The sequence below is a fragment of the Arthrobacter sp. 01T425 genome (genome assembly GCF_056398725.1).
Map to the genome: position 1 here is coordinate 1 of NZ_JBFTPY010000024.1, position 18687 is coordinate 18687.

Here is an 18687-nt window from a genome sequence, read left to right on the forward strand (position 1 = left end):
TTCTGGGGCGGCGAGGAGGACGGGCTGTACGGGTCCCAGCACTACGTCGACGAACTGAGTGCGGCCGAGATCGGCCAGACCGCGGCGAACCTGAACGTGGACATGGTGGCCTCGCCCAACGGGGTCCGCTCGGTCCATGACGGGGACGGCACGGACTTTGGCCACGCCGGCCCGGCCGGGTCCAAGGCGATCGAGGACGTCTTCTTCCGCTACTTCCAGGAGAACGCGCTGCCGGCCGAGACCACGCCCTTTGACGGGGGCTCGGACTACGACGCCTTCCTCTCGGCCGGCATTCCCGGCGGCGGGCTGTTCACCGGGGATGAGAAGAGGAAGACCCAGGCCCAGGCGCAGGCCTATGGCGGGGTGGCGGGCAAGGACCTCGATCCCTGCTACCACGAGGCCTGCGACACGATCGCCAACACAAACCCGGAACTGCTCACCGAAATGTCCGGCGCCCTGGCCTACGGCACCGTGGCCTACGCGATGGCCAAGACCGGCTAAACACCAGCTTCGCCGCCGGCTCCGGGCCGCCCCGCAGGAAGGTCCCCGGCCCAGCCACCTTCTGACGAGGGGCCGTGCCGGGGACCTGTGCTTGCCAGGGCCGAATTTGTGCCCTAGATTCCGGCCCCGCGCCGCGCCGTGGCTCCTTGGGGCTGCCGCACGCCGGCCGGTGTGAACTGTGCGCCGGTGTCCGGGAATCCGGGCACGGCAATGCGCGCGTGGGTGTGGATCTCCTCGATGGAGTCGCGCGTGTGCTGCGCGATCTTCTCCATGGTGGTGACCCACATGCCGTCCATCGTCTTGACCCGGTCCATCAGCTGTTCCAGGGCCACGGCCTTGGACGGCCGGCCGGAAATGAAGGGGTGGTTGGTCAGGACGAAGCAGCTCCCGGCAGCGTGGTGGGCCTCGGCCTCCAGCGTCCACATTTCGAGGACCTTGGCCGGGCTTTCGATGACGCCGCTTCCGGTGACGCCCGGGTAGAAGGCATACTGCTCCCAGTCGTCCAAAGCCCAGTCGACAGGGATTTCCACGAGATCGCGGGGGTCTGCCTCGGCAACGCTGAAGCGGTACGGCGCGTCGCCGTCGAGCAGGCTTGAGTCATACAGGAACCCGCGGTCGGCAAGGAGGGCCGGGGAATGCCAGTTGAGCTCCCACCACGGTGCCCTGTAGCCGGTCGGCCGGACGCCGGCGGCCTTGGCCAGGGCATCCAGGCCCCGGTCCAGGTACCGCGCCTCCGTGGCGGCGTCGATGCCTTGCATGGGTTCGTGCAGGTACCCGTGGTGTGCAATCTCGTGGCCGCCGTCGGCTATCCGGCGGACCACGTCCGGGTAGCATTCGGCGGTGAAACCCGGGACGAAGAACGTCGCCTGGATCTGCTGGCGCTCGAGGATCTGCAGAATCCGCGGGACGGCGACCTTGGGCCCGTAGGACTGGTGCGTCATGAGGGACATGCGCCTGGTGCTCTGCGGGTCATGGGCGATGGTGCAGGATTCGGCGTCGACGTCGAAGGTGAAGGACGCCGCGGCACGATGACCTTCGGGCCAGGTAATGGGATGGGCGGTGTCGGCGAAAGCGGGGAAGTTCACGGGGTTGATCTCCTGCTAGAGGGCGGCGGGCGTGGTTGATGTGACCGCAAGGCCGGTAGCGTCAGGTGAATCTGCGGTCTGTTCGCTGGGGGTGGGGACATCCAGGAACTTCCTGTGGAACCGCGGACCGAGGACGGCGTAAGCCGCGGCACTGGCCAGTCCCCCGGCGAGCCAGGACAGGTCCCATCCGCCCAGGGCGACGGCGATGGGCCCCTGCATGGCCGGCACCAGTCCGTACATGAACAGCCAGGTGGCGAAGATGCCGATGAGCAGGGAAGCGACACCGGCCGGATTCACGCCCGGCAGGCGTTTGGTGCCGACGGCGTCAAAGAGCCGGGACGGGTCGCCGGGCCAGCGCTTCTCGATCCAGAAGTAATGGACCAGCATGACTCCGCCCCAGGCAGCCACCCAGGCGACCAGCCCAATCAGCCAGGCATCCAGCACGGAGGCGAAATCCTCCTGGAAGATGAAGAAGATCACGGCCGCGAGGGAGAAGACGCCGACGAACAGGTTCAACTTGCGCCGGCTGATGGAGATGTCCAGGGCCTGCGTGGCGACGGAAAAGGTGTAAATGTTCAAGATGTTGGTCGCGATCGGGCCGTGCAGGACCATGAGCAGCACCGGGAGGGCCAGCGCGCCGAAGTTCTGGACGATGAGTTTGCCGGGATCAATTTCACCCGTGTTGGTCGCCAGGCTGGCCCCCAGGATGCCCAGCCAGACGACCGGGATGAACTGGCCCAGCACCGAGGCGAGGTAGACCTTGCGCTTGGGCACCGAGGTGCTGACAAAGCGGGAGTAATCCGCGGCGTAGGTGAACCAGGTGATGCCCCAGCCGATGCCGATGGCCGTCATGACTGCGCTCATCGCGGCGATGCGTTCCGAGCCTTCCAGGATGTGCCCCGCCGGGCCGGCGTAGGTCCAGTTGATCTTCATGCCGAACCAGGCCACTGCCGACATCACGGTCAAGATGATGATGGTGGGCGGCACGGTCCACTTCTCGAAGGCGGCGATGGCTTTATAGCCGAACCAGGCGATGGCTACCTGTACAGCCATGATGAAGGTGGCGATGCCAATCTTCCAGGCGTAGTTCTTGGCCTCCGGGTCAACCCAGCCGAGCGTTCCGAACAAGGCCATGACCAGATCCAGGATGATCCAGGTGTTGACCGCACACCAGCCGATCACCAGGAGAGCCTGGATGCCGGCGGGCAGGTAGTTGCCGCGCCGGCCGAAGGCGGCGCGGGCCAGCACCATGCCGGTCGCTCCGGTCTTTTGGCCCAGCAGGACGAAGCAGCCGAAGAGCAGCATCCCGATCAGGTTTCCGAGGACAAGAACCGTGACGGTGTCCGCGAATCCCAGGCCAAGCTGGATGCCGAGCGCTCCGAGCACCCAGTTGATCGGGGCGAGATTGGCGCCGGCCCAGATCCAGAACTGGCCGGAGACCTTGCGGGTCCGTTGTGATTCGGGGATGGGCTGGAGCCACGCTTCGTGGTCTACGCTCGCTTCCGGCGCGGTGCCGGCAGGGGCCGCTGGGGATTTTTGACGCATGTGGAGCCTCCGAGGATGTGTGGGATTCCTCAAGATTATGTGTCGTGGGCCACATACCACTATATACAATGTGTCTAAATATACCCAGAGCAACGCGACGGAGTGTAATGTCCATCCTTCTTCAAGACGTCCTGAACCATCCGACCATGGCGGCCGCCGACCCCATTGTCCGCGCCGCGGCCAGGGCCGCCGCCCGGGCGCAGCTGCGGTGGATCCACTCCAGTGAAATCATTGATATCGCGCCCCTGCTGGCTGGCGGGGAACTTCTGCTGACGGGCGGAGAAGCCCTGGCCCTCGCCTCGGAGGAGCGGCAGGTCAACTACATCCGCCAACTGGCGGAGCGGGGCGTTGCCGCCGTAGCTATCGAAACCGGGTCCGCCCTGCCGTCCCTGCCGTCCTCAATGGTGGCGGCCGCCGAAGCAGCCGGCCTTCCGCTGATCGAACTTCGCGGGGTGGTGCCGTTCGTCGGAATCACGCAGGCCATCAATTCGATGCTGGTCAGCGACTCGGTATCGCAGTTGCGGCGGGCCGATGAGGCCAGTCACGCGATGGCCGTCGAACTGGCGCACGGCGGTGGCCTGGACCGGATCCTCGCCGTGCTGGCCGGCATCATCAATGCCGAGGTGACGCTGACGTCCATAGCCGGCGCGACCCTGGCCAGCGCAAGCCCGGGGCGGGCCGAGGCGGCCGACGTCGATGCCTCCACCGTTGGGCCGCAGGAGCAGGCACGCCTGATTCACATCGACGTGCCTATCCGCGGCATCCTTGCGGCTCAGCTGCTGCTGCGGGTCCCGGCGGACGAGGACCAGAACCTGGCCCGGACGGCCGGAAATCGTTCTGTCGACATCCTGGCCCTGGCATTGCTGCAGCGAATGTCCCCCGGGCTCAAGGAAGTCGCCGGGGCGGCCCTGCTTCGCGCGATTGATTCCGGCAGCCAGGCCTGGCGGCTCCAGCAATTGGCTTCCGCGGCCGGGATTCCGCCGGGTGCCACAATCGTGGCCATCATGGTCCGCTCCGGCATGCTCCAACACCTCCGCGCTTCTGTGGAGCAGCTCTTGGCCCGGCGGGCGCAGCCCAGCGCAACCTATGTCGATAATGCCGAGCTGCTGGCGGTGGTGGTCCTCCCGGGCGATAGTCCGCTGGACAGCAGGGACGCACTTCTGGCTGGCCTGCGGGCGCTACCGGCCCCATCAGACACGCTGGTTGCCGTCGGCCCGGTGGCCGTCGGGATTTCGGAAGCCCCATGGTCCTTGTCGGAGGCCAGGCTGACCCTGGAATTGGCGGGCGCGCTGGGGCAACCACATACGGGAACCCAAGGTCCGCACAGTCCCGTGATCGATTGCGAGGCATTCGCCGTCGAACGCCTTGCCGTGGGAAGCCTGGACCCTGGCCAACGGCGGAACTTCGTGCGCCAGCAGCTGGGGGCTCTCTTGGATTATGATGCGCAACGCAATTCCCGGCTGCTTGGCACCCTGGCCATGTGGCTGGATTCCGGCTGCAACACGGCCCAGGCGGCGAGGGAACTGCACGTGGAGCGGCAATCGATGCATCAACGGCTGCAGCGGATCTTCGAGCTGTGCGGCGGCGACCCCCGGCGGACGGGCCGGCTCGCAGCGTTGCATTTGGCCGCGCGGCTGGCCCGGCTCAGCTGACGTGCGCTCGGCGCCTTAGTCCGGGCGCGGGCCGCGCTAGCCGTTGCTGGACGCGCGCCCGCCCAGCCGGCTGGTGATTTTATCGGCCGCAGCGGCGCACGCTTCGCCCAGGCTCTGCAGAGCCTCGCGTGAGACGCGGAACCGGGGCGCCGAGATCAGGACGGCCGCCACGATGTCGCCGCGGTGGTCGTGGACGGGAGCGGCGACGCCCACTTCATCGATGGAGGATTCGCCGTAGTTGATGGCCCAGCCCCGGGCCGTCACGTCCTTGAGCTTGATCTGGTAGCCATCCAGGCCCGCATCATCGAGTCCCGGGTAGCTGATCGCCCCGCTGCGCAGGAGCACACGGACGCGTTCGACGGGCGCTGCGGCCAGGAAGACCTGCACGGAGGCGCTCATGGCGTCGGTGTACCGGGCTCCCAGCGGGGTGGTGTGCTTGATCTGGTGGTGGCTGGCGATCTGCTCCACGCACATTGACTCTGCGCCGTTCCACACCATGAGGGCGCTGGTTTCGCCGGTCTGTTCGGTGAGTTCACGCAGGACGGGATACGCCACCCGCCGTTCTTCCAGTTCGGCCAGCAACGGCCCGGCGACGGCGATCAGTCCCAGCCCCAGCCGGAAGCGGCGGGTTTCCGGATCGCGTTCCACCAGGTGTTCCTGTTCGAACGTGGCCAGGATCCGGGAAACCGTGCTCTTGTGCAGGCCCACCCGGTTGGCGATCTCGGTGACTCCGAGCAACGGTTCGTCCGCCGTGAAGGTTCGCAGCACGGCGATGGCGTTGACGATGACGGAGGTGCCCTTGGTGTCGCCGTTTCCGGTGGTCCCGGGAGATTCTGCTGGGGTCATGGTGTCTACCATCATTCCGCATGAGGGCCCAAAAGCGGCGCCACGGTGGACGTGGCGCCGCTTCTGGGTCTTGCCTTCAGGGGGTCTGGGCGCCTCAGGCTCCGATGATGTTGTATTCGGGGCCGAACGGGAACTTCGTGATGTTCTCGGCTCCGTCTTCGCCGACCACCAGGATGTCGTGCTCGCGGTAGCCGCCTGCGCCGGGCTGGCCGTCCAGGACGGTGATCATGGGTTCCATGGAGACCACCATGCCGGGCTCGAGCACCGTGTCGATGTCCTCGCGGAGTTCCAGTCCGGCTTCGCGGCCGTAGTAGTGGCTCAGGACGCCGAAGGAGTGTCCGTAGCCGAACGTCCGGTTGGCGAGAAGCCCGTGGCCCACGTAGATCTCGTTCAGCTCGGCGGCGATGTCCTTGCAGACAGCTCCGGGCTTGATGAGCTCGAGGCCGCGCTTGTGGACCTCGACGTTGATGTTCCACAGTTCGAGGGAGCGGGCGTCGGGTTCGCCGTAGAACAGGGTGCGCTCCAGTGCCGTGTAGTAGCCGGAGGTCATGGGGAAGCAGTTCAGGGACAGGATGTCGTGTTCCTGGATCTTGCGCGTGGTGGCCCAGTTGTGGGCGCCGTCGGTGTTGATGCCGGACTGGAACCAGACCCAGGTGTCACGGATTTCCGAGTCCGGGAACGTCCGCGCGATTTCGTGGACCATGGCTTCGGTGCCGATCAGGGCGACCTCATATTCGGTGATGCCGGCGGTGATGGCGTTGCGGATGGCTTCGCCGCCCAGGTCACCGATGCGGGCCCCGTGCTTGATCACCTCGATCTCTTCCGCCGATTTGATCATCCGCTGGCGCATCGCGGCCTGGGCCACGTCCACCAGGGTGGCCCCCGCAAAGGCCGCCTGGATCTTGTTGCGGTTGTCCAGCGGGAGCGAATCGTCTTCGACGCCGAGCCGGCGGGGGTTGATGCCGCGGGTGCGCAGCGCCTCCTGGATGGCGAAGATGTAGTTGTCCCGGCGCCAGTCCGTGTACACCACGTTGTCGCCATAGCTGCGCCGCCACGGCATGCCGGCGTCGATGTTGGCCGTGACGGTCACGGTCTCGTCCTTCGTGACCACCATGGCGTAGGACCGGCCGAAGTAGGTAAAGAGGAAGTCCGAGTAGTACTTGATGGAGTGGTAGCTGGTCAGGACGACGGCGTCCAGGTCTTTTTCGGCCATGATGCGGCGCAGTCCGCCGAGCCGGCGCTCAAATTCGGCGTTGGAAAAAGTCAGCTTTTCCTTCTGCCCGTTGTGCAGGACTTTCAGTCGCTCCAGTTCGGCGATGGACGAAGCGTTGTTGGACGTTGCGATGGTCATGGTGGTGGTGCCTTTCTGCATTGCTGTTCTTTGGAGGGGAAAATTTGGGGGCGCCGGCGCGGGCTACTCGTGGCGCAGCGGTTCTTTGCTGGTTTCCCGGGAGAGCGCTACGGCGATCAGGGAGATGGCCGCGGCGCCGGCCAGGTACCAGGCCGGCGCCAGGCTATTGGCCGTCGTGGCGATCAGGAGGGTCGCCACGAACGGCGCCGTGCCGCCGAAGAGCGCGTTGGAGAGATTGAAGCTGACGGCGAAGCCGCTGTAGCGGACGCGGGTGGGGAACATCTCCGCCAGGAAGCTCGGGAGCGTACCGTCGTTGAGCGTCAGCATGCCGCCCAGCAGGATCTGGACCAGGACGATCACCAGGAAGTTCCCGGTGCCCAGCAGGGCGAAGGCCGGCACGGTCAGCAGGATGAAGCTCAAGGATGCGGCGATCAGCACCTTTTTGCGGCCGTAGCGGTCCGAGAGCATACCGGTCAGGAAGATGAACCCGATGTACGTCACCAGGGCGATGGTGGTGGCCAGGAAGGATTCGGCCGCGCCGAGACCGAGCTCCGAGGACAGATATGTGGGCATGTAGCTCAGGATCACGTAGAACCCGACGGCGTTGAGCAGCACGGCTCCGACGGCCTTCAGCAGCAACCGCCAGTGCTTCCGGAAGAGGCTGGATACCGGGGCCTTGATGGCCTGGTCCTCCTCTGCCAGTTCGCGGAACACCGGCGTGTCTTCGAGCTTGGTGCGGATGTAGCGTCCGATCAGGCCCATCGGTGCTGCGAGCAGGAACGGCAGGCGCCATCCCCAACTCTGCATCGCCTCGGCGCTGAGCAGGACGGTCAGCAGGCCCGCGAGCAGGGAGCCGAGCAGCAGGCCCGCGGCCGTGCTGGCCGGAACCACCGCCGCGTACAGGCCGCGTTTGTTGGCCGGGGCGTACTCGACCAGGAAGGCGGACGCACCGGCGTATTCGCCGGAGGCGGAGAAGCCCTGGACGACACGCACCACCAGAAGCAGGATCGGGGCCCAGATGCCGATGGAGTTGTACCCCGGGATCAGGGCGATGCAGAAGGTCGCTCCGGACATGATCAGGATAGACAGGGAAAGGGCGGTCCGGCGCCCCACCCGGTCACCGATGTGGCCCCAGACAAAGCCGCCAAGTGGCCGCACCAGGAACGAGATGGCGAAGAGGGCGAAAGTCAGTAGAAGCGCGGTCTGGGGATTGGACTCGGGGAAGAAGACCGCGGCGATGGTTGCAGCCAGGTAACCGTAGACGGCGTAGTCGAACCATTCGACGAAGTTTCCGATGAAGCTGGCGGCGACGACCCGCCGTCGGGTTTCCTTACTGACTGCGGGATCGTGGCCGCCAGGGGCCGCATGGCCGCTCAACGTGGTCTGTCCCGAGGACGTACTGCCATGCCCGCTATTCGACTCCGGGCTGGTCTGCCCCGCAAGAGTGGCGGGGGAGGAAGTTTCGTTACTCATGTGTCCACCAAAGTGTTTTGGAGTTGCATTCAGTGCAACGCTGTTGCACCAGAATAGGCGTGACGCATGACACAGTCAATGCTTTTTTGTTTCAGGCTTGTGGATTAAGTCAATGTAGATGCCCGGGCGCGCCAGCCTCGGGAGCGGCCCACCTTGGAACCCAAGGTTGCATTCAACGAGACGTGGTTGCGTAGAATGCGCCCCCGAACTGCTGCCTTGTGAAAAGCTTGGGCTGGGCAGCGGCGCGGTTCCCTCCGGGGCGCCGCAGTGCGAGACTTGGTGAACTATCGAGCGACTGGGGGGCCAGGTCAGGAGATCGTCTTGGGCATTCTGGTACGCACGTGCACTTCCGGCCGCCGGACGGCGGACGAGCCATGATGGCCGGGTGGGCCTATCTCATGGCCGGAATCATGACCGTCGACTCGCTCCTGCTGGGGCTGCTTCTGATGAACGTGAAGTGGCCGAAGCGCTGGAAGAAAAACGGCTGAAGTTCCGGAACTCTAATCCACTGCGGCGGTGACTCGGGCGCCCGTCGTGGTCGAAGTCGCCGGTCACGTGCGGGCTCGCCGGAAGCTTAGGGCGAGCCCGCACGCTTCCCGCGACCTCGGCGGGAGGGTCCCCCGTCCGCGGCTAGAGGACCTTGCGGATGGTCTCCTCGAAGCTGGTGACGTGGTGCAGGGCGAGTTCGCCGGCCCTGTCCGCGTCGCCCTCGGCCACCGCCTTGAGCAGCTCCACGTGCTCGCTAATGTGGCCGCTGACCGAGGGGACCTTGTCCAGGACCAGGCACCAGATGCGCGTGGCCAGGTTGTCGTAGCGGATCAGCGTGTCTTCCAGATGCGGGTTGGCCGCGGCCCGGTAGATCAGGCGGTGCACCGTCAGGTCGTAGCGCATCAGCTCCCGGGACTCTGCTGGGCTCGGGGCCAGTTCCGCAATGGTCTTGGCGACATCCAGCAGCTCGCGGCGCATGGCGGCGTTGGCCCGCGTTGCCGCCCGCCGCGCCGCCAGGGGTTCCAGCAGTTCCCGGATTTCCGAGACGTCGGCCAGCTCCGTGAAGTCCACGGTGGTGGCAAAGGTTCCCCTTCGCGGGTAGGAAACCACCAGGTGGTCCACTTCCAGCCGCTTGATCGCCTCGCGCACGGGAGTACGGCCGAACCCGAGCTCGGCGGCGAGCTGCCCGTCATTGATGGGTTCGCCCGGCCGGATTTCGAGCATGATCAGCTTGTCGCGCAACTGCCTGTACGCGGCCTCCGCCTGGGAGATGGCTTCGTCCTCTGCGGGCGGCAGGACGGTGAGTGCATTCACAGCTCGGCTCCGTTTCTGGATTTCAACCCGAAGCCTGGTTCCACTTGGCTTCCGGCTATTGACTCTGGTGTGATCTCAATCATACCATTGTTCTCACACTGATATATCAGTCATAGCAATAGTGGTATTTCAAAGGAGCAACCGTGGTTGAGCAGTTGAACGAGCGACTTTCCGTAGTCGATCCCGAGGTCGAAGAGGCCGTGGCGCGCGAACTGAAGCGCCAGCAGTCCACCCTGGAAATGATTGCGTCCGAGAACTTCGCCCCCGCCGGGGTCATGGAGGCACAGGGTTCGGTGCTGACCAACAAGTACGCCGAGGGCTACCCGGGCAAGCGCTACTACGGCGGCTGCGAGCACGTTGACGTGATCGAACAGCTCGCGATCGACCGGGTCAAGGCCCTGTTCGGCGCCGAGTACGCCAACGTCCAGCCGCACTCCGGCGCGCAGGCCAACGCCGCCGCCATGTTCGCCCTCCTGGAACCGGGCGACACCATCATGGGACTGGCCCTGGCCCACGGCGGCCACCTCACCCACGGGATGAAAATCAATTTCTCCGGCAAGCTCTACAACGTGGTCCCGTACCACGTGAGCGAGCACAACCACCTGGTGGACATGGCCGAAGTGGAGGCCCTGGCCCTTGAACACCGGCCCAAGATGATCGTGGCCGGCTGGTCCGCCTACTCCCGGCAGCTGGACTTTGCCGAGTTCCGGCGCATCGCCGACCGCGTGGGCGCCTACCTCATGGTGGACATGGCACACTTCGCCGGCCTCGTGGCCGCCGGGCTTCACCCGAACCCGGTCCCCTACGCCGACGTCGTCACCACCACCACGCACAAGACCCTCGGCGGACCGCGCGGCGGCGTGATCCTGGCCAAGGAGGAGTACGCACGCAAGATCAACAGCGCCGTGTTCCCCGGCCAGCAGGGCGGCCCGCTGGAACACGTAATCGCGGCCAAGGCCGTGGCCTTCAAGATCGCGGCGTCACCGGAGTTCAAGGAACGCCAGGAGCGCACGCTCGAAGGCGCCGGGATCCTCGCGTCCCGGCTCCTGAAGGACGACGTCGCGGCGGCCGGGATCTCCGTGGTCAACGGCGGCACCGATGTGCACCTGGTCCTGGTGGACCTGCGGGACTCGGAACTGGACGGGCAGCAGGCCGAAGACCGGCTCCACCGGATCGGCATCACCGTCAACCGCAACGCCGTCCCCTTCGATCCCCGCCCGCCCATGGTGTCCTCCGGGCTGCGGATCGGCACCCCCGCCCTGGCCACCCGCGGCTTCGGTGCCGCGGAGTTCACCGAGGTGGCGGACATCATCGCCTCCGCCCTCATCTCGCAGGCGCCCGGGGACGAACTCAGCGACCAAACCGCCGCTGAACTGCGTGGACGCGTCAGCGCCCTCGCGGACCGGTTCCCCCTTTACCCGCATCTCGGCACCGGCACGACGGCGACCGGGCTTGAGGCAGAACTGATTGGAGCAGCACAATGACCACCGAACACCTGCCGGAGCACCCGGACTTCCTCTGGCGCAACCCGGACCCCAAGTCCTCCTACGACGCCGTGATTGTGGGCGGCGGCGGACATGGACTGGCGACGGCGTATTACCTGGCCAAGAACCACGGGATGACCAACATCGCCATCCTGGAAAAGGGCTGGCTCGCCGGCGGCAACATGGCCCGGAACACCACCATCATCCGCTCCAACTACCTCTGGGACGAGAGTGCGGCGATCTACGAGCACGCCCTGAAACTCTGGGAGATCCTGCCGGAGGAACTCGAATACGACTTCCTGTTCAGCCAGCGCGGGGTCATGAACCTGGCCCACACCCTGGGTGACGTCCGCGAAAGCGTCCGCCGCGTCGGGGCCAACAAACTCAACGGCGTCGACGCCGAGTGGCTGGACCCGCAGCAGGTCAAGGAACTCTGCCCCATCCTGAACATCAACGACAACATCCGCTATCCGGTCATGGGCGCCACCTACCAGCCGCGCGCCGGCATCGCCAAGCACGACCACGTCGCCTGGGCGTTCGCCCGCAAATGCGACGAGCTCGGCGTGGACATCATCCAGAACTGCGAGGTCACCGGCTTCATCAAGGACGGCAACCGCGTCACCGGGGTCAAGACTACCCGCGGCACCATCAACACCGAAAAGGTCGGACTCTGCGCCGCCGGGCACAGCTCGGTGCTTGCCGAAATGGCCGGATTCCGGCTCCCCATCCAGTCCCACCCCCTCCAGGCACTCGTGTCCGAACTGCACGAACCCGTCCACCCCACCGTCGTCATGTCCAACCACGTCCACGTCTACGTCTCCCAGGCGCACAAGGGCGAACTGGTCATGGGCGCCGGCGTGGACTCCTACAACGGCTACGGCCAGCGCGGATCCTTCCACGTGATCGAGCACCAGATGGCAGCCGCCGTCGAACTCTTCCCGATCTTCGCCAGGGCCCACGTGCTCCGGACGTGGGGCGGGATCGTGGACACCACCCTGGACGCCTCTCCGATCGTAGGCACCACCCCGGTGGAAAACATGTTCGTCAACTGCGGCTGGGGCACCGGCGGATTCAAGGGCACACCGGCGGCCGGGCTGACGTTCGCCCACACGATCGCCACCGGAGAACCGCACAAACTCAACAAGCCCTTTGCACTCGAGCGCTTCGAAACCGGCGCCCTGATCGACGAACACGGCGCCGCCGCCGTGGCCCATTAGAAAGAGGTAAGGACATGCTCCTGATTCCCTGCCCCAACTGCGGTCCCCGCGACGAGACCGAATTCCACTACGGCGGACAGGCCCACGTGGCCTACCCCGAAAACCCGGCAGAGCTCACGGACCGCGAATGGGCCGAGTACCTGTTCTACCGCGACAACACCAAGGGCGCCTTCGCCGAACGCTGGCTGCACAGCACCGGCTGCCGGCAGTGGTTCAACATGCTCCGCGACACCGTCACCTACGACATCCAGGCCGTATATCCGATGGGCCAGCCGCGCCCTGACAAGGAAAACGCAGCCACGGGCCCCACAGCCCCCACCGTCACCAGCCCCGTCTCCCCGGAAGGAGCAGTCAAATGACCGCTCAGCCGCAGCCCGCGCGTCTTAGCACCGGCGGACGCATCGACCGCAGCGTCACGTGGCGCTTCACCCTGGACGGCCGTGAGTACACTGGCCACCCCGGCGACACCCTCGCCTCCGCCCTGCTGGCCAACGGCCGGCTCCGCGCGGGTGACTCCCTGTATGAGGGCCGGCCCCGCGGCATCATGTCCGCCGGCGTCGAGGAATCCAACGCCCTGGTCAAGGTCGCGGCCCGGTTCCCGGGCCACGTGGCCGAATCCATGCTCCCGGCCACCACGGTGTCCCTCGTGGACGGCCTCAGCACTGAACTGCTCAGCGGACTGGGCAAGCTGGACCCGGCCGAGGACCACGCCGAATACGACAAGAAGTATGTCCACACCGACGTCCTGGTGGTCGGTGGCGGCCCGGCAGGCCTGGCAGCGGCCCGCGAGGCCGTCCGCTCCGGCGCCCGGGTCATCCTTATCGACGACCAGCTCGAACTGGGCGGCTCGCTGTTGTCCGGCTCCACGGATCCGGCCCTCGTCGAGAGCATCGAAGGGCAGCCCGCCCTGGAATGGGTGGCCAATGTTGAAGCCGAACTGATCTCCGCGGCCGAGTGCACGGTACTGAACCGCACCACGGCCTTCGGCTCCTACGACTCCAACTACATCATCGCGGCCCAGAACCGGACGGACCACCTCCTGACCCCGGCCGCGCCCGGCGTGTCCCGCCAGCGGATCTGGCACATCCGCGCCGCCCAGGTCATCCTGGCCCCGGGCGCCCACGAACGCCCGCTCGTTTTCGAAAACAACGACCGCCCCGGCATCATGCTGGCCTCCGCGGTGCGCAGCTACCTCAACCGATACGCCGTCGCCGCCGGTTCCCGGGTGGTCATCAGCACCACCAACGACAGCGCCTACGCCCTGGCCGCCGACCTCCGCGCCGCCGGCATCAAGGTCGAGGCCGTCGTGGACGCCCGCCCACAGCTGAGCGAAACCGCCGCGGTAGCTGCGGCCGCGGGAACGCGGGTGCTGATCGGCAGCGCCGTCGCCAACACCACCGCCGCTGTGACCGGCGACGGTCGGCTCCTCGGCGTCACCGTCCGGAGCATCAACGACGCCGGCGAACTCACCTCGGGCATCGAACACCTCGCCTGCGACCTGCTGGCCGTCTCCGGCGGCTGGTCACCGGTGGTGCACCTGCACTCCCAGCGCCAGGGCAGGCTCCGCTGGGACGAAGACCTCGCCGCCTTCGTCCCCAACAGCGTGGTCCCCAACCAGCAGGTGGCCGGCTCCGGACGCGGCAGCTTCGACCTCGACGACTGCGTGGCCGAAGGCATCTCCGCCGGGGCCGCGGCGGTCATCGCCGCGGGCTTTGAGTCCGATGCTGAACCGTCTGCGCCGACGCCGCCGCGCGCCGCCGCCCCCACCCGCCAGCTCTGGCTGGTACCCGGGCAGGACGGCGGCCCGGATGACTGGCACCACCACTTCGTGGATTTCCAGCGCGACCAGTCCGTGGCCGATGTCCTCCGCTCCACCGGTGCCGGCATGCGGTCCGTGGAGCACATCAAGCGCTACACCTCGATCAGCACCGCCAACGACCAGGGCAAGACCTCCGGGGTGAATGCGATCGGCGTCATCGCCGCCGCGCTCCGGACAGCCGGCGAAGCGTCCCGCGGGATCGGCGACATTGGCACCACCACCTACCGCGCCCCCTTCACGCCCGTGGCGTTTGCCGCCCTGGCCGGACGCCAGCGCGGCGAACTCTTCGACCCCGCACGCCTCACTTCCATCCACCCCTGGCATGTCGCCCAGGGAGCCCTCTTCGAAGACGTCGGCCAGTGGAAGCGCCCCTGGTACTACCCGCAGGACGGCGAGGACATGGACACCGCGGTGCTCCGTGAATGCGCCGCCGTCCGGGAATCCGTGGGTTTCATGGACGCCACCACCCTGGGCAAGATCGAGATCCGCGGCAAGGACGCCGGCGAGTTCCTGAACCGCATCTACACCAACGCGTTCAAGAAACTCGCTCCGGGTTCGGCCCGCTACGGCGTCATGTGCACCCCGGACGGAATGATCTTCGACGACGGCGTCACCCTGCGCCTGGACGAGGACCGGTTCTTCATGACCACCACCACCGGCGGCGCGGCCAAGGTGCTGGACTGGCTGGAGGAATGGCTGCAGACCGAATGGCCGGAACTGGATGTGCACTGCACCTCCGTCACGGAGCAGTGGTCCACCATCGCCGTCGTCGGTCCGAAATCCCGCGCCGTTCTCGCCAAAGTGGCTCCGGAACTGGCAGCCGACGGCGGCCTGGACGCCGAGGCCTTCCCGTTCATGACGTTCAAGGAAACCACCCTGGCATCCGGTGTCCAGGCCCGGGTCTGCCGAATCTCGTTCTCCGGCGAACTGGCCTACGAAATCAACATCCCGTCCTGGTACGGGCTGAGCACCTGGGAAGCCGTGGCGGCGGCCGGCGCGGAGTTCAACATCACCCCGTACGGTACCGAGACCATGCACGTGCTGCGTGCGGAGAAGGGGTATCCGGTCGTCGGCCAGGACACTGACGGGACCGTGACACCGCAGGACGCCGGCATGGAATGGGTCGTGTCCAAGGTCAAGGACTTCATCGGCAAACGCTCCTACACCCGCAAGGACGCCGGCCGCACCGACCGGAAACACCTGGTCAGCGTCCTCCCCGTGGACGGCACCATCCGGCTCCCCGAAGGCACCCAACTGGTGGAACAGGGCATCACCGTCAACCCCGCCTACGGCCCCGTGCCCATGCAGGGATTCGTGACCTCGAGCTACCACAGTGCGGCACTGGGCAGGTCGTTTGCCCTGGCCCTGATCAAGAACGGCCGCAACCGCATTGGCGAGACCCTGGTGGCCGCCGCCGGCGACCAACTCGTGGACGTAATCGTCGCAGAAACCGTACTATTTGACTCTGAAGGGGCCCGCAAAGATGGCTGACACCGCAGCACTCGAAAATTCCAAGAAGATCCAGACCCTCAGGAAGAGTCCGGCGTCACTCCTGAGAACGGCTTTTGAAGCGGGATCCGTTGCGGGCACCGTGGAGCTGCGCGAGGTGCCGTTTCTGACCATGGCAGGGCTCCGGGTCGATCCTGCCGGCGACGCAGGGAAGCGGCTGGGCGCCCTCACAGGTGGCCTGCCCTCCGCTTCCGGGGAAGTCCGCGGCAGCGGCGACACCGCAGTGCTGTGGCTGGGCCCGGCAGAATTCCTGCTCGTGGCCCCCGCCGAATCCCACGAAAGCCTGGGCGGTGAGCTCCCCCGGGCGCTCATCGCAGCACTGGGCGACGGCCAGGGCCAGGTGGTGGATCTCTCCGCCAACCGCACCACGCTCGAGCTCTCCGGACCCCGGGCCAGTGCTGTGCTGGAGAAGGGCTGCGCCCTGGACCTGCACCCCCGCGTCTTCCAGCCCGGAACGGCCCTGTCCACGGAAATCGGCGGCATCCCCGTCGTTCTGTGGAAGACCGGGGACGAGACCTACCGGATCTTCCCGCGGGCATCCTTCGCGGAGTTCCTCGGCCGCTGGCTCCTCGACGCCATGCGCGAATATGCCTCCACCGAGGTCCCCTGATGGCGCTCAGCGTCCTCGACCTGTTTTCTGTTGGCATCGGGCCGTCCTCCTCCCACACGGTCGGCCCGATGCGGGCGGCCAAGCGGTTCGCCGACGGGCTCAAGAGCGACGGGCAGCTGAGTTCCACGGCGAGGGTGCAGGCCGAGCTGTTCGGTTCCCTCGGCGCCACCGGCCGGGGCCACGGTTCGGACAAGGCCGTCGTCCTGGGCCTCCAGGGCCAGGACCCCGAGACAGTGGACACCGCTACGGCGGATGACCAGGTGGCAGCCGCTGCCCTGGATGCGGAACTGCAGCTCGCCGGCCATCACCGGGTGGATTTCAACTGGGATGAGGACGTGGTCCTGCACCGCCGCAAGTCGCTGCCCGCCCATCCGAACGGCATGACCTTCCGGGCCCTCGACCACGCCGGCGACGTCCTCAGCGAACGGAGCTTCTATTCGGTTGGGGGCGGCTTCGTCGTCGATGGCAATGCACAAGGCGCCGACCACGTGGTGGCCGACGACACGGTGCTGCCCTACCCGTTCACAACAGCTGACGAACTCCTTGAAATATGCCACCGAGAGAATATGTCCGTCTCCGACGTGATGCTGGCCAACGAACTCGTCTGGCGTACCGAAGCCGACCTCCGGGAGAAGCTCTTGGCCCTGTGGGCGGTCATGCGCCAGTGCGTGGACAACGGCTGCGCTGCCGAGGGCATCCTGCCCGGCGGGTTGAACGTCAAACGGCGCGCCCCGTCGTTGTTTCGGACGCTGGCAGCATCCGCCGTCAGCGCCGAGGCGGACGCCCGGAACCCATCGCCGGTCCAGGTCCCGGCCGACCCGCTGCTCGCCATGGAATGGGTGAACCTCTTCGCGCTGGCCGTCAACGAGGAAAACGCCGCGGGGGGCCGGATCGTCACCGCGCCCACCAACGGTGCCGCCGGCATTGTGCCGGCCGTGCTGCACTATTACGTCAAGTTCGTCCCCGGCGCCAACGACGACGGCGTCATCCGCTTCCTGCTGGCGGCGGCCGCCGTCGGGATCCTGTTCAAGATCAACGCTTCCATCTCCGGGGCAGAGGTCGGCTGCCAGGGCGAAGTCGGATCCGCCTGCTCCATGGCGGCGGCGGGACTCTGCGAAGTGCTGGGCGGGACCCCGGAGCAGGTGGAAAACGCCGCCGAAGTCGGGATCGAGCACAACCTCGGGCTGACCTGTGACCCCGTCGGCGGGCTCGTGCAGATCCCCTGCATCGAACGCAACGCGATCGCCAGCGTCAAAGCCATAAACGCCGCCCGCCTGTGCCTCCACGGCGACGGCAGCCACAAAGTCTCGCTGGACAAAGCAATCAAGACCATGCGCGAAACAGGAGCAGACATGAAAACCAAGTACAAGGAAACCTCCCGCGGGGGCCTCGCCGTGAACGTCGTGGAGTGCTGACCATGGTCCCGGACCAGACACCCGACACCGTTGAGCACGTCCTGACACTGGACTGCCCGGAAACGCGCGGGATAGTCCACGCCGTGTCCGGTTTCCTGCTGGACCAGGGCTGCGACATCCTGGAAAGCAAGCAGTTCGACTCACAGCTCGACGGCCACTTCTTCATGCGGGTCCATTTCGCGTCGGCCGGAGACCAAACCACCCTGGCTTTGCTGCGGGACGCATTTGTGCCGGTCGCCGAAAAATTCGGCATGCGCTGGGAGCTTCGGCGGCACGGGACCAAACGGCGCGTGCTGATCATGGTCTCGAAATTCGAGCACTGCCTCAACGATCTGCTGTACCGGGCACGCACCGGAGAACTGCCCATCGAGATCGTCGGCGTCGTCTCCAACCACCCCGACCACCGGCGGACCGTCGAGTGGCACGGAATCCCGTTCTTCCATGTGCCGATCACGCCGGACACCAAGCCCGCGGCCGAACAGCGGCTTCTGGAACTGATCGACCGGATGGACGTCGAACTGGTGGTCCTGGCCCGTTACATGCAGGTCCTCAGCGACAACCTCACCCGCCAGCTGGATGGCCGCGCCATCAACATCCACCACTCCTTCCTGCCCAGCTTCAAGGGCGCGAAGCCCTACCACCAGGCGCACGCCCGGGGCGTGAAGACGGTCGGCGCCACCGCCCACTATGTCAACGCGGAACTGGACGAAGGGCCCATCATCTCCCAGCAAGTGGTGGAGGTGGACCACACTTTCAGTCCGGACGATCTCGTGGCCGCCGGGCGCGATACCGAATGCAGGGCACTCTCCAATGCCGTCCGCTGGCACTGCGAGGGACGCGTCATCCTCCAGGGCAACAGGACCGTCGTGCTGCGCTAG

Annotated in this window: 16 protein-coding genes; 10 read left to right on the forward strand and 6 right to left on the reverse strand. The window is 66.5% G+C overall.

Annotated elements, in window-relative coordinates:
* Positions 1 to 501: M28 family peptidase (locus AC1DNG_RS19530; protein WP_476888053.1), on the forward strand; the 501-nt coding region annotated here is incomplete at its 5' end.
* Positions 502 to 614: 113 nt separating this feature from the next.
* Here AC1DNG_RS19530 and AC1DNG_RS19535 read toward each other — a convergent pair.
* On the reverse strand, positions 615 to 1586 hold the full coding sequence (locus tag AC1DNG_RS19535; RefSeq protein ID WP_476849968.1) for a polysaccharide deacetylase family protein: 972 nt from the start codon (positions 1584 to 1586) through the stop codon (positions 615 to 617).
* A 15-nt stretch (positions 1587 to 1601) separates the two neighbouring features.
* Positions 1602 to 3131, reverse strand: a complete 1530-nt coding sequence (locus AC1DNG_RS19540) for a purine-cytosine permease family protein (protein WP_476849969.1) — start codon at positions 3129 to 3131, stop codon at positions 1602 to 1604.
* A gap of 107 nt (positions 3132 to 3238) precedes the next feature.
* On the opposite strand from AC1DNG_RS19540, the gene AC1DNG_RS19545 reads away from it, so the two are divergent.
* A complete protein-coding gene (locus tag AC1DNG_RS19545; protein WP_230008773.1) occupies positions 3239 to 4783 on the forward strand; it encodes a PucR family transcriptional regulator in 1545 nt (514 codons plus the stop codon).
* Between the two features lie 36 nt (positions 4784 to 4819).
* On the opposite strand, the gene AC1DNG_RS19550 is transcribed toward AC1DNG_RS19545, so the two are convergent.
* The 3 genes from AC1DNG_RS19550 to AC1DNG_RS19560 all read right to left on the reverse strand — a co-directional run bounded on the left by AC1DNG_RS19550 (position 4820) and on the right by AC1DNG_RS19560 (position 8453).
* A complete protein-coding gene (locus tag AC1DNG_RS19550; protein WP_243178252.1) occupies positions 4820 to 5629 on the reverse strand; it encodes an IclR family transcriptional regulator in 810 nt (269 codons plus the stop codon).
* Between the two features lie 94 nt (positions 5630 to 5723).
* Entirely contained in the window at positions 5724 to 6980 is a 1257-nt protein-coding gene (locus AC1DNG_RS19555; RefSeq protein ID WP_476888068.1) for an aminopeptidase P family protein, read from the reverse strand.
* Between the two features lie 63 nt (positions 6981 to 7043).
* Complete coding sequence (locus tag AC1DNG_RS19560) at positions 7044 to 8453, reverse strand: MFS transporter (protein ID WP_476873350.1); 1410 nt, start codon at positions 8451 to 8453, stop codon at positions 7044 to 7046.
* A 341-nt stretch (positions 8454 to 8794) separates the two neighbouring features.
* Between AC1DNG_RS19560 and AC1DNG_RS19565 the strand changes: the two genes are divergently transcribed.
* Positions 8795 to 8941, forward strand: a complete 147-nt coding sequence (locus AC1DNG_RS19565) for a hypothetical protein (protein WP_476888054.1) — start codon at positions 8795 to 8797, stop codon at positions 8939 to 8941.
* A gap of 142 nt (positions 8942 to 9083) precedes the next feature.
* Here the strand turns inward: AC1DNG_RS19565 and AC1DNG_RS19570 are convergent, their stop codons facing one another.
* Positions 9084 to 9755, reverse strand: a complete 672-nt coding sequence (locus AC1DNG_RS19570; protein ID WP_223914767.1) for a GntR family transcriptional regulator — start codon at positions 9753 to 9755, stop codon at positions 9084 to 9086.
* A gap of 143 nt (positions 9756 to 9898) precedes the next feature.
* On the opposite strand from AC1DNG_RS19570, the gene glyA reads away from it, so the two are divergent.
* Genes glyA through purU form a run of 7 tightly spaced genes read left to right on the forward strand, consistent with a single transcriptional unit; the run spans position 9899 to position 18687 of the window.
* Positions 9899 to 11239, forward strand: coding sequence for a serine hydroxymethyltransferase (glyA, locus tag AC1DNG_RS19575; protein ID WP_476888055.1), 1341 nt, complete (start codon positions 9899 to 9901; stop codon positions 11237 to 11239).
* Complete coding sequence (locus tag AC1DNG_RS19580; protein ID WP_026539064.1) at positions 11236 to 12456, forward strand: sarcosine oxidase subunit beta family protein; 1221 nt, start codon at positions 11236 to 11238, stop codon at positions 12454 to 12456. The genes glyA and AC1DNG_RS19580 overlap by 4 nt, the downstream gene beginning before the upstream one ends.
* A 14-nt stretch (positions 12457 to 12470) precedes the next feature.
* Positions 12471 to 12815 (forward strand): sarcosine oxidase subunit delta, encoded by a 345-nt coding sequence (locus AC1DNG_RS19585; RefSeq protein WP_223914768.1) that lies wholly within the window; start codon positions 12471 to 12473, stop codon positions 12813 to 12815.
* The gene (locus tag AC1DNG_RS19590) at positions 12812 to 15766 is read left to right on the forward strand and encodes a 2Fe-2S iron-sulfur cluster-binding protein (RefSeq protein ID WP_476888056.1); all 2955 of its coding nucleotides are present in this window, start codon (positions 12812 to 12814) and stop codon (positions 15764 to 15766) included. Before AC1DNG_RS19585 ends, AC1DNG_RS19590 begins: the two co-directional genes overlap by 4 nt.
* The gene (locus AC1DNG_RS19595) at positions 15759 to 16394 is read left to right on the forward strand and encodes a sarcosine oxidase subunit gamma (RefSeq protein WP_476870248.1); all 636 of its coding nucleotides are present in this window, start codon (positions 15759 to 15761) and stop codon (positions 16392 to 16394) included. Before AC1DNG_RS19590 ends, AC1DNG_RS19595 begins: the two co-directional genes overlap by 8 nt.
* Positions 16394 to 17809 (forward strand): L-serine ammonia-lyase, encoded by a 1416-nt coding sequence (locus AC1DNG_RS19600; protein WP_476849977.1) that lies wholly within the window; start codon positions 16394 to 16396, stop codon positions 17807 to 17809. The genes AC1DNG_RS19595 and AC1DNG_RS19600 overlap by 1 nt, the downstream gene beginning before the upstream one ends.
* A 2-nt stretch (positions 17810 to 17811) precedes the next feature.
* The gene (gene purU / locus AC1DNG_RS19605; protein WP_476850006.1) at positions 17812 to 18687 is read left to right on the forward strand and encodes a formyltetrahydrofolate deformylase; all 876 of its coding nucleotides are present in this window, start codon (positions 17812 to 17814) and stop codon (positions 18685 to 18687) included.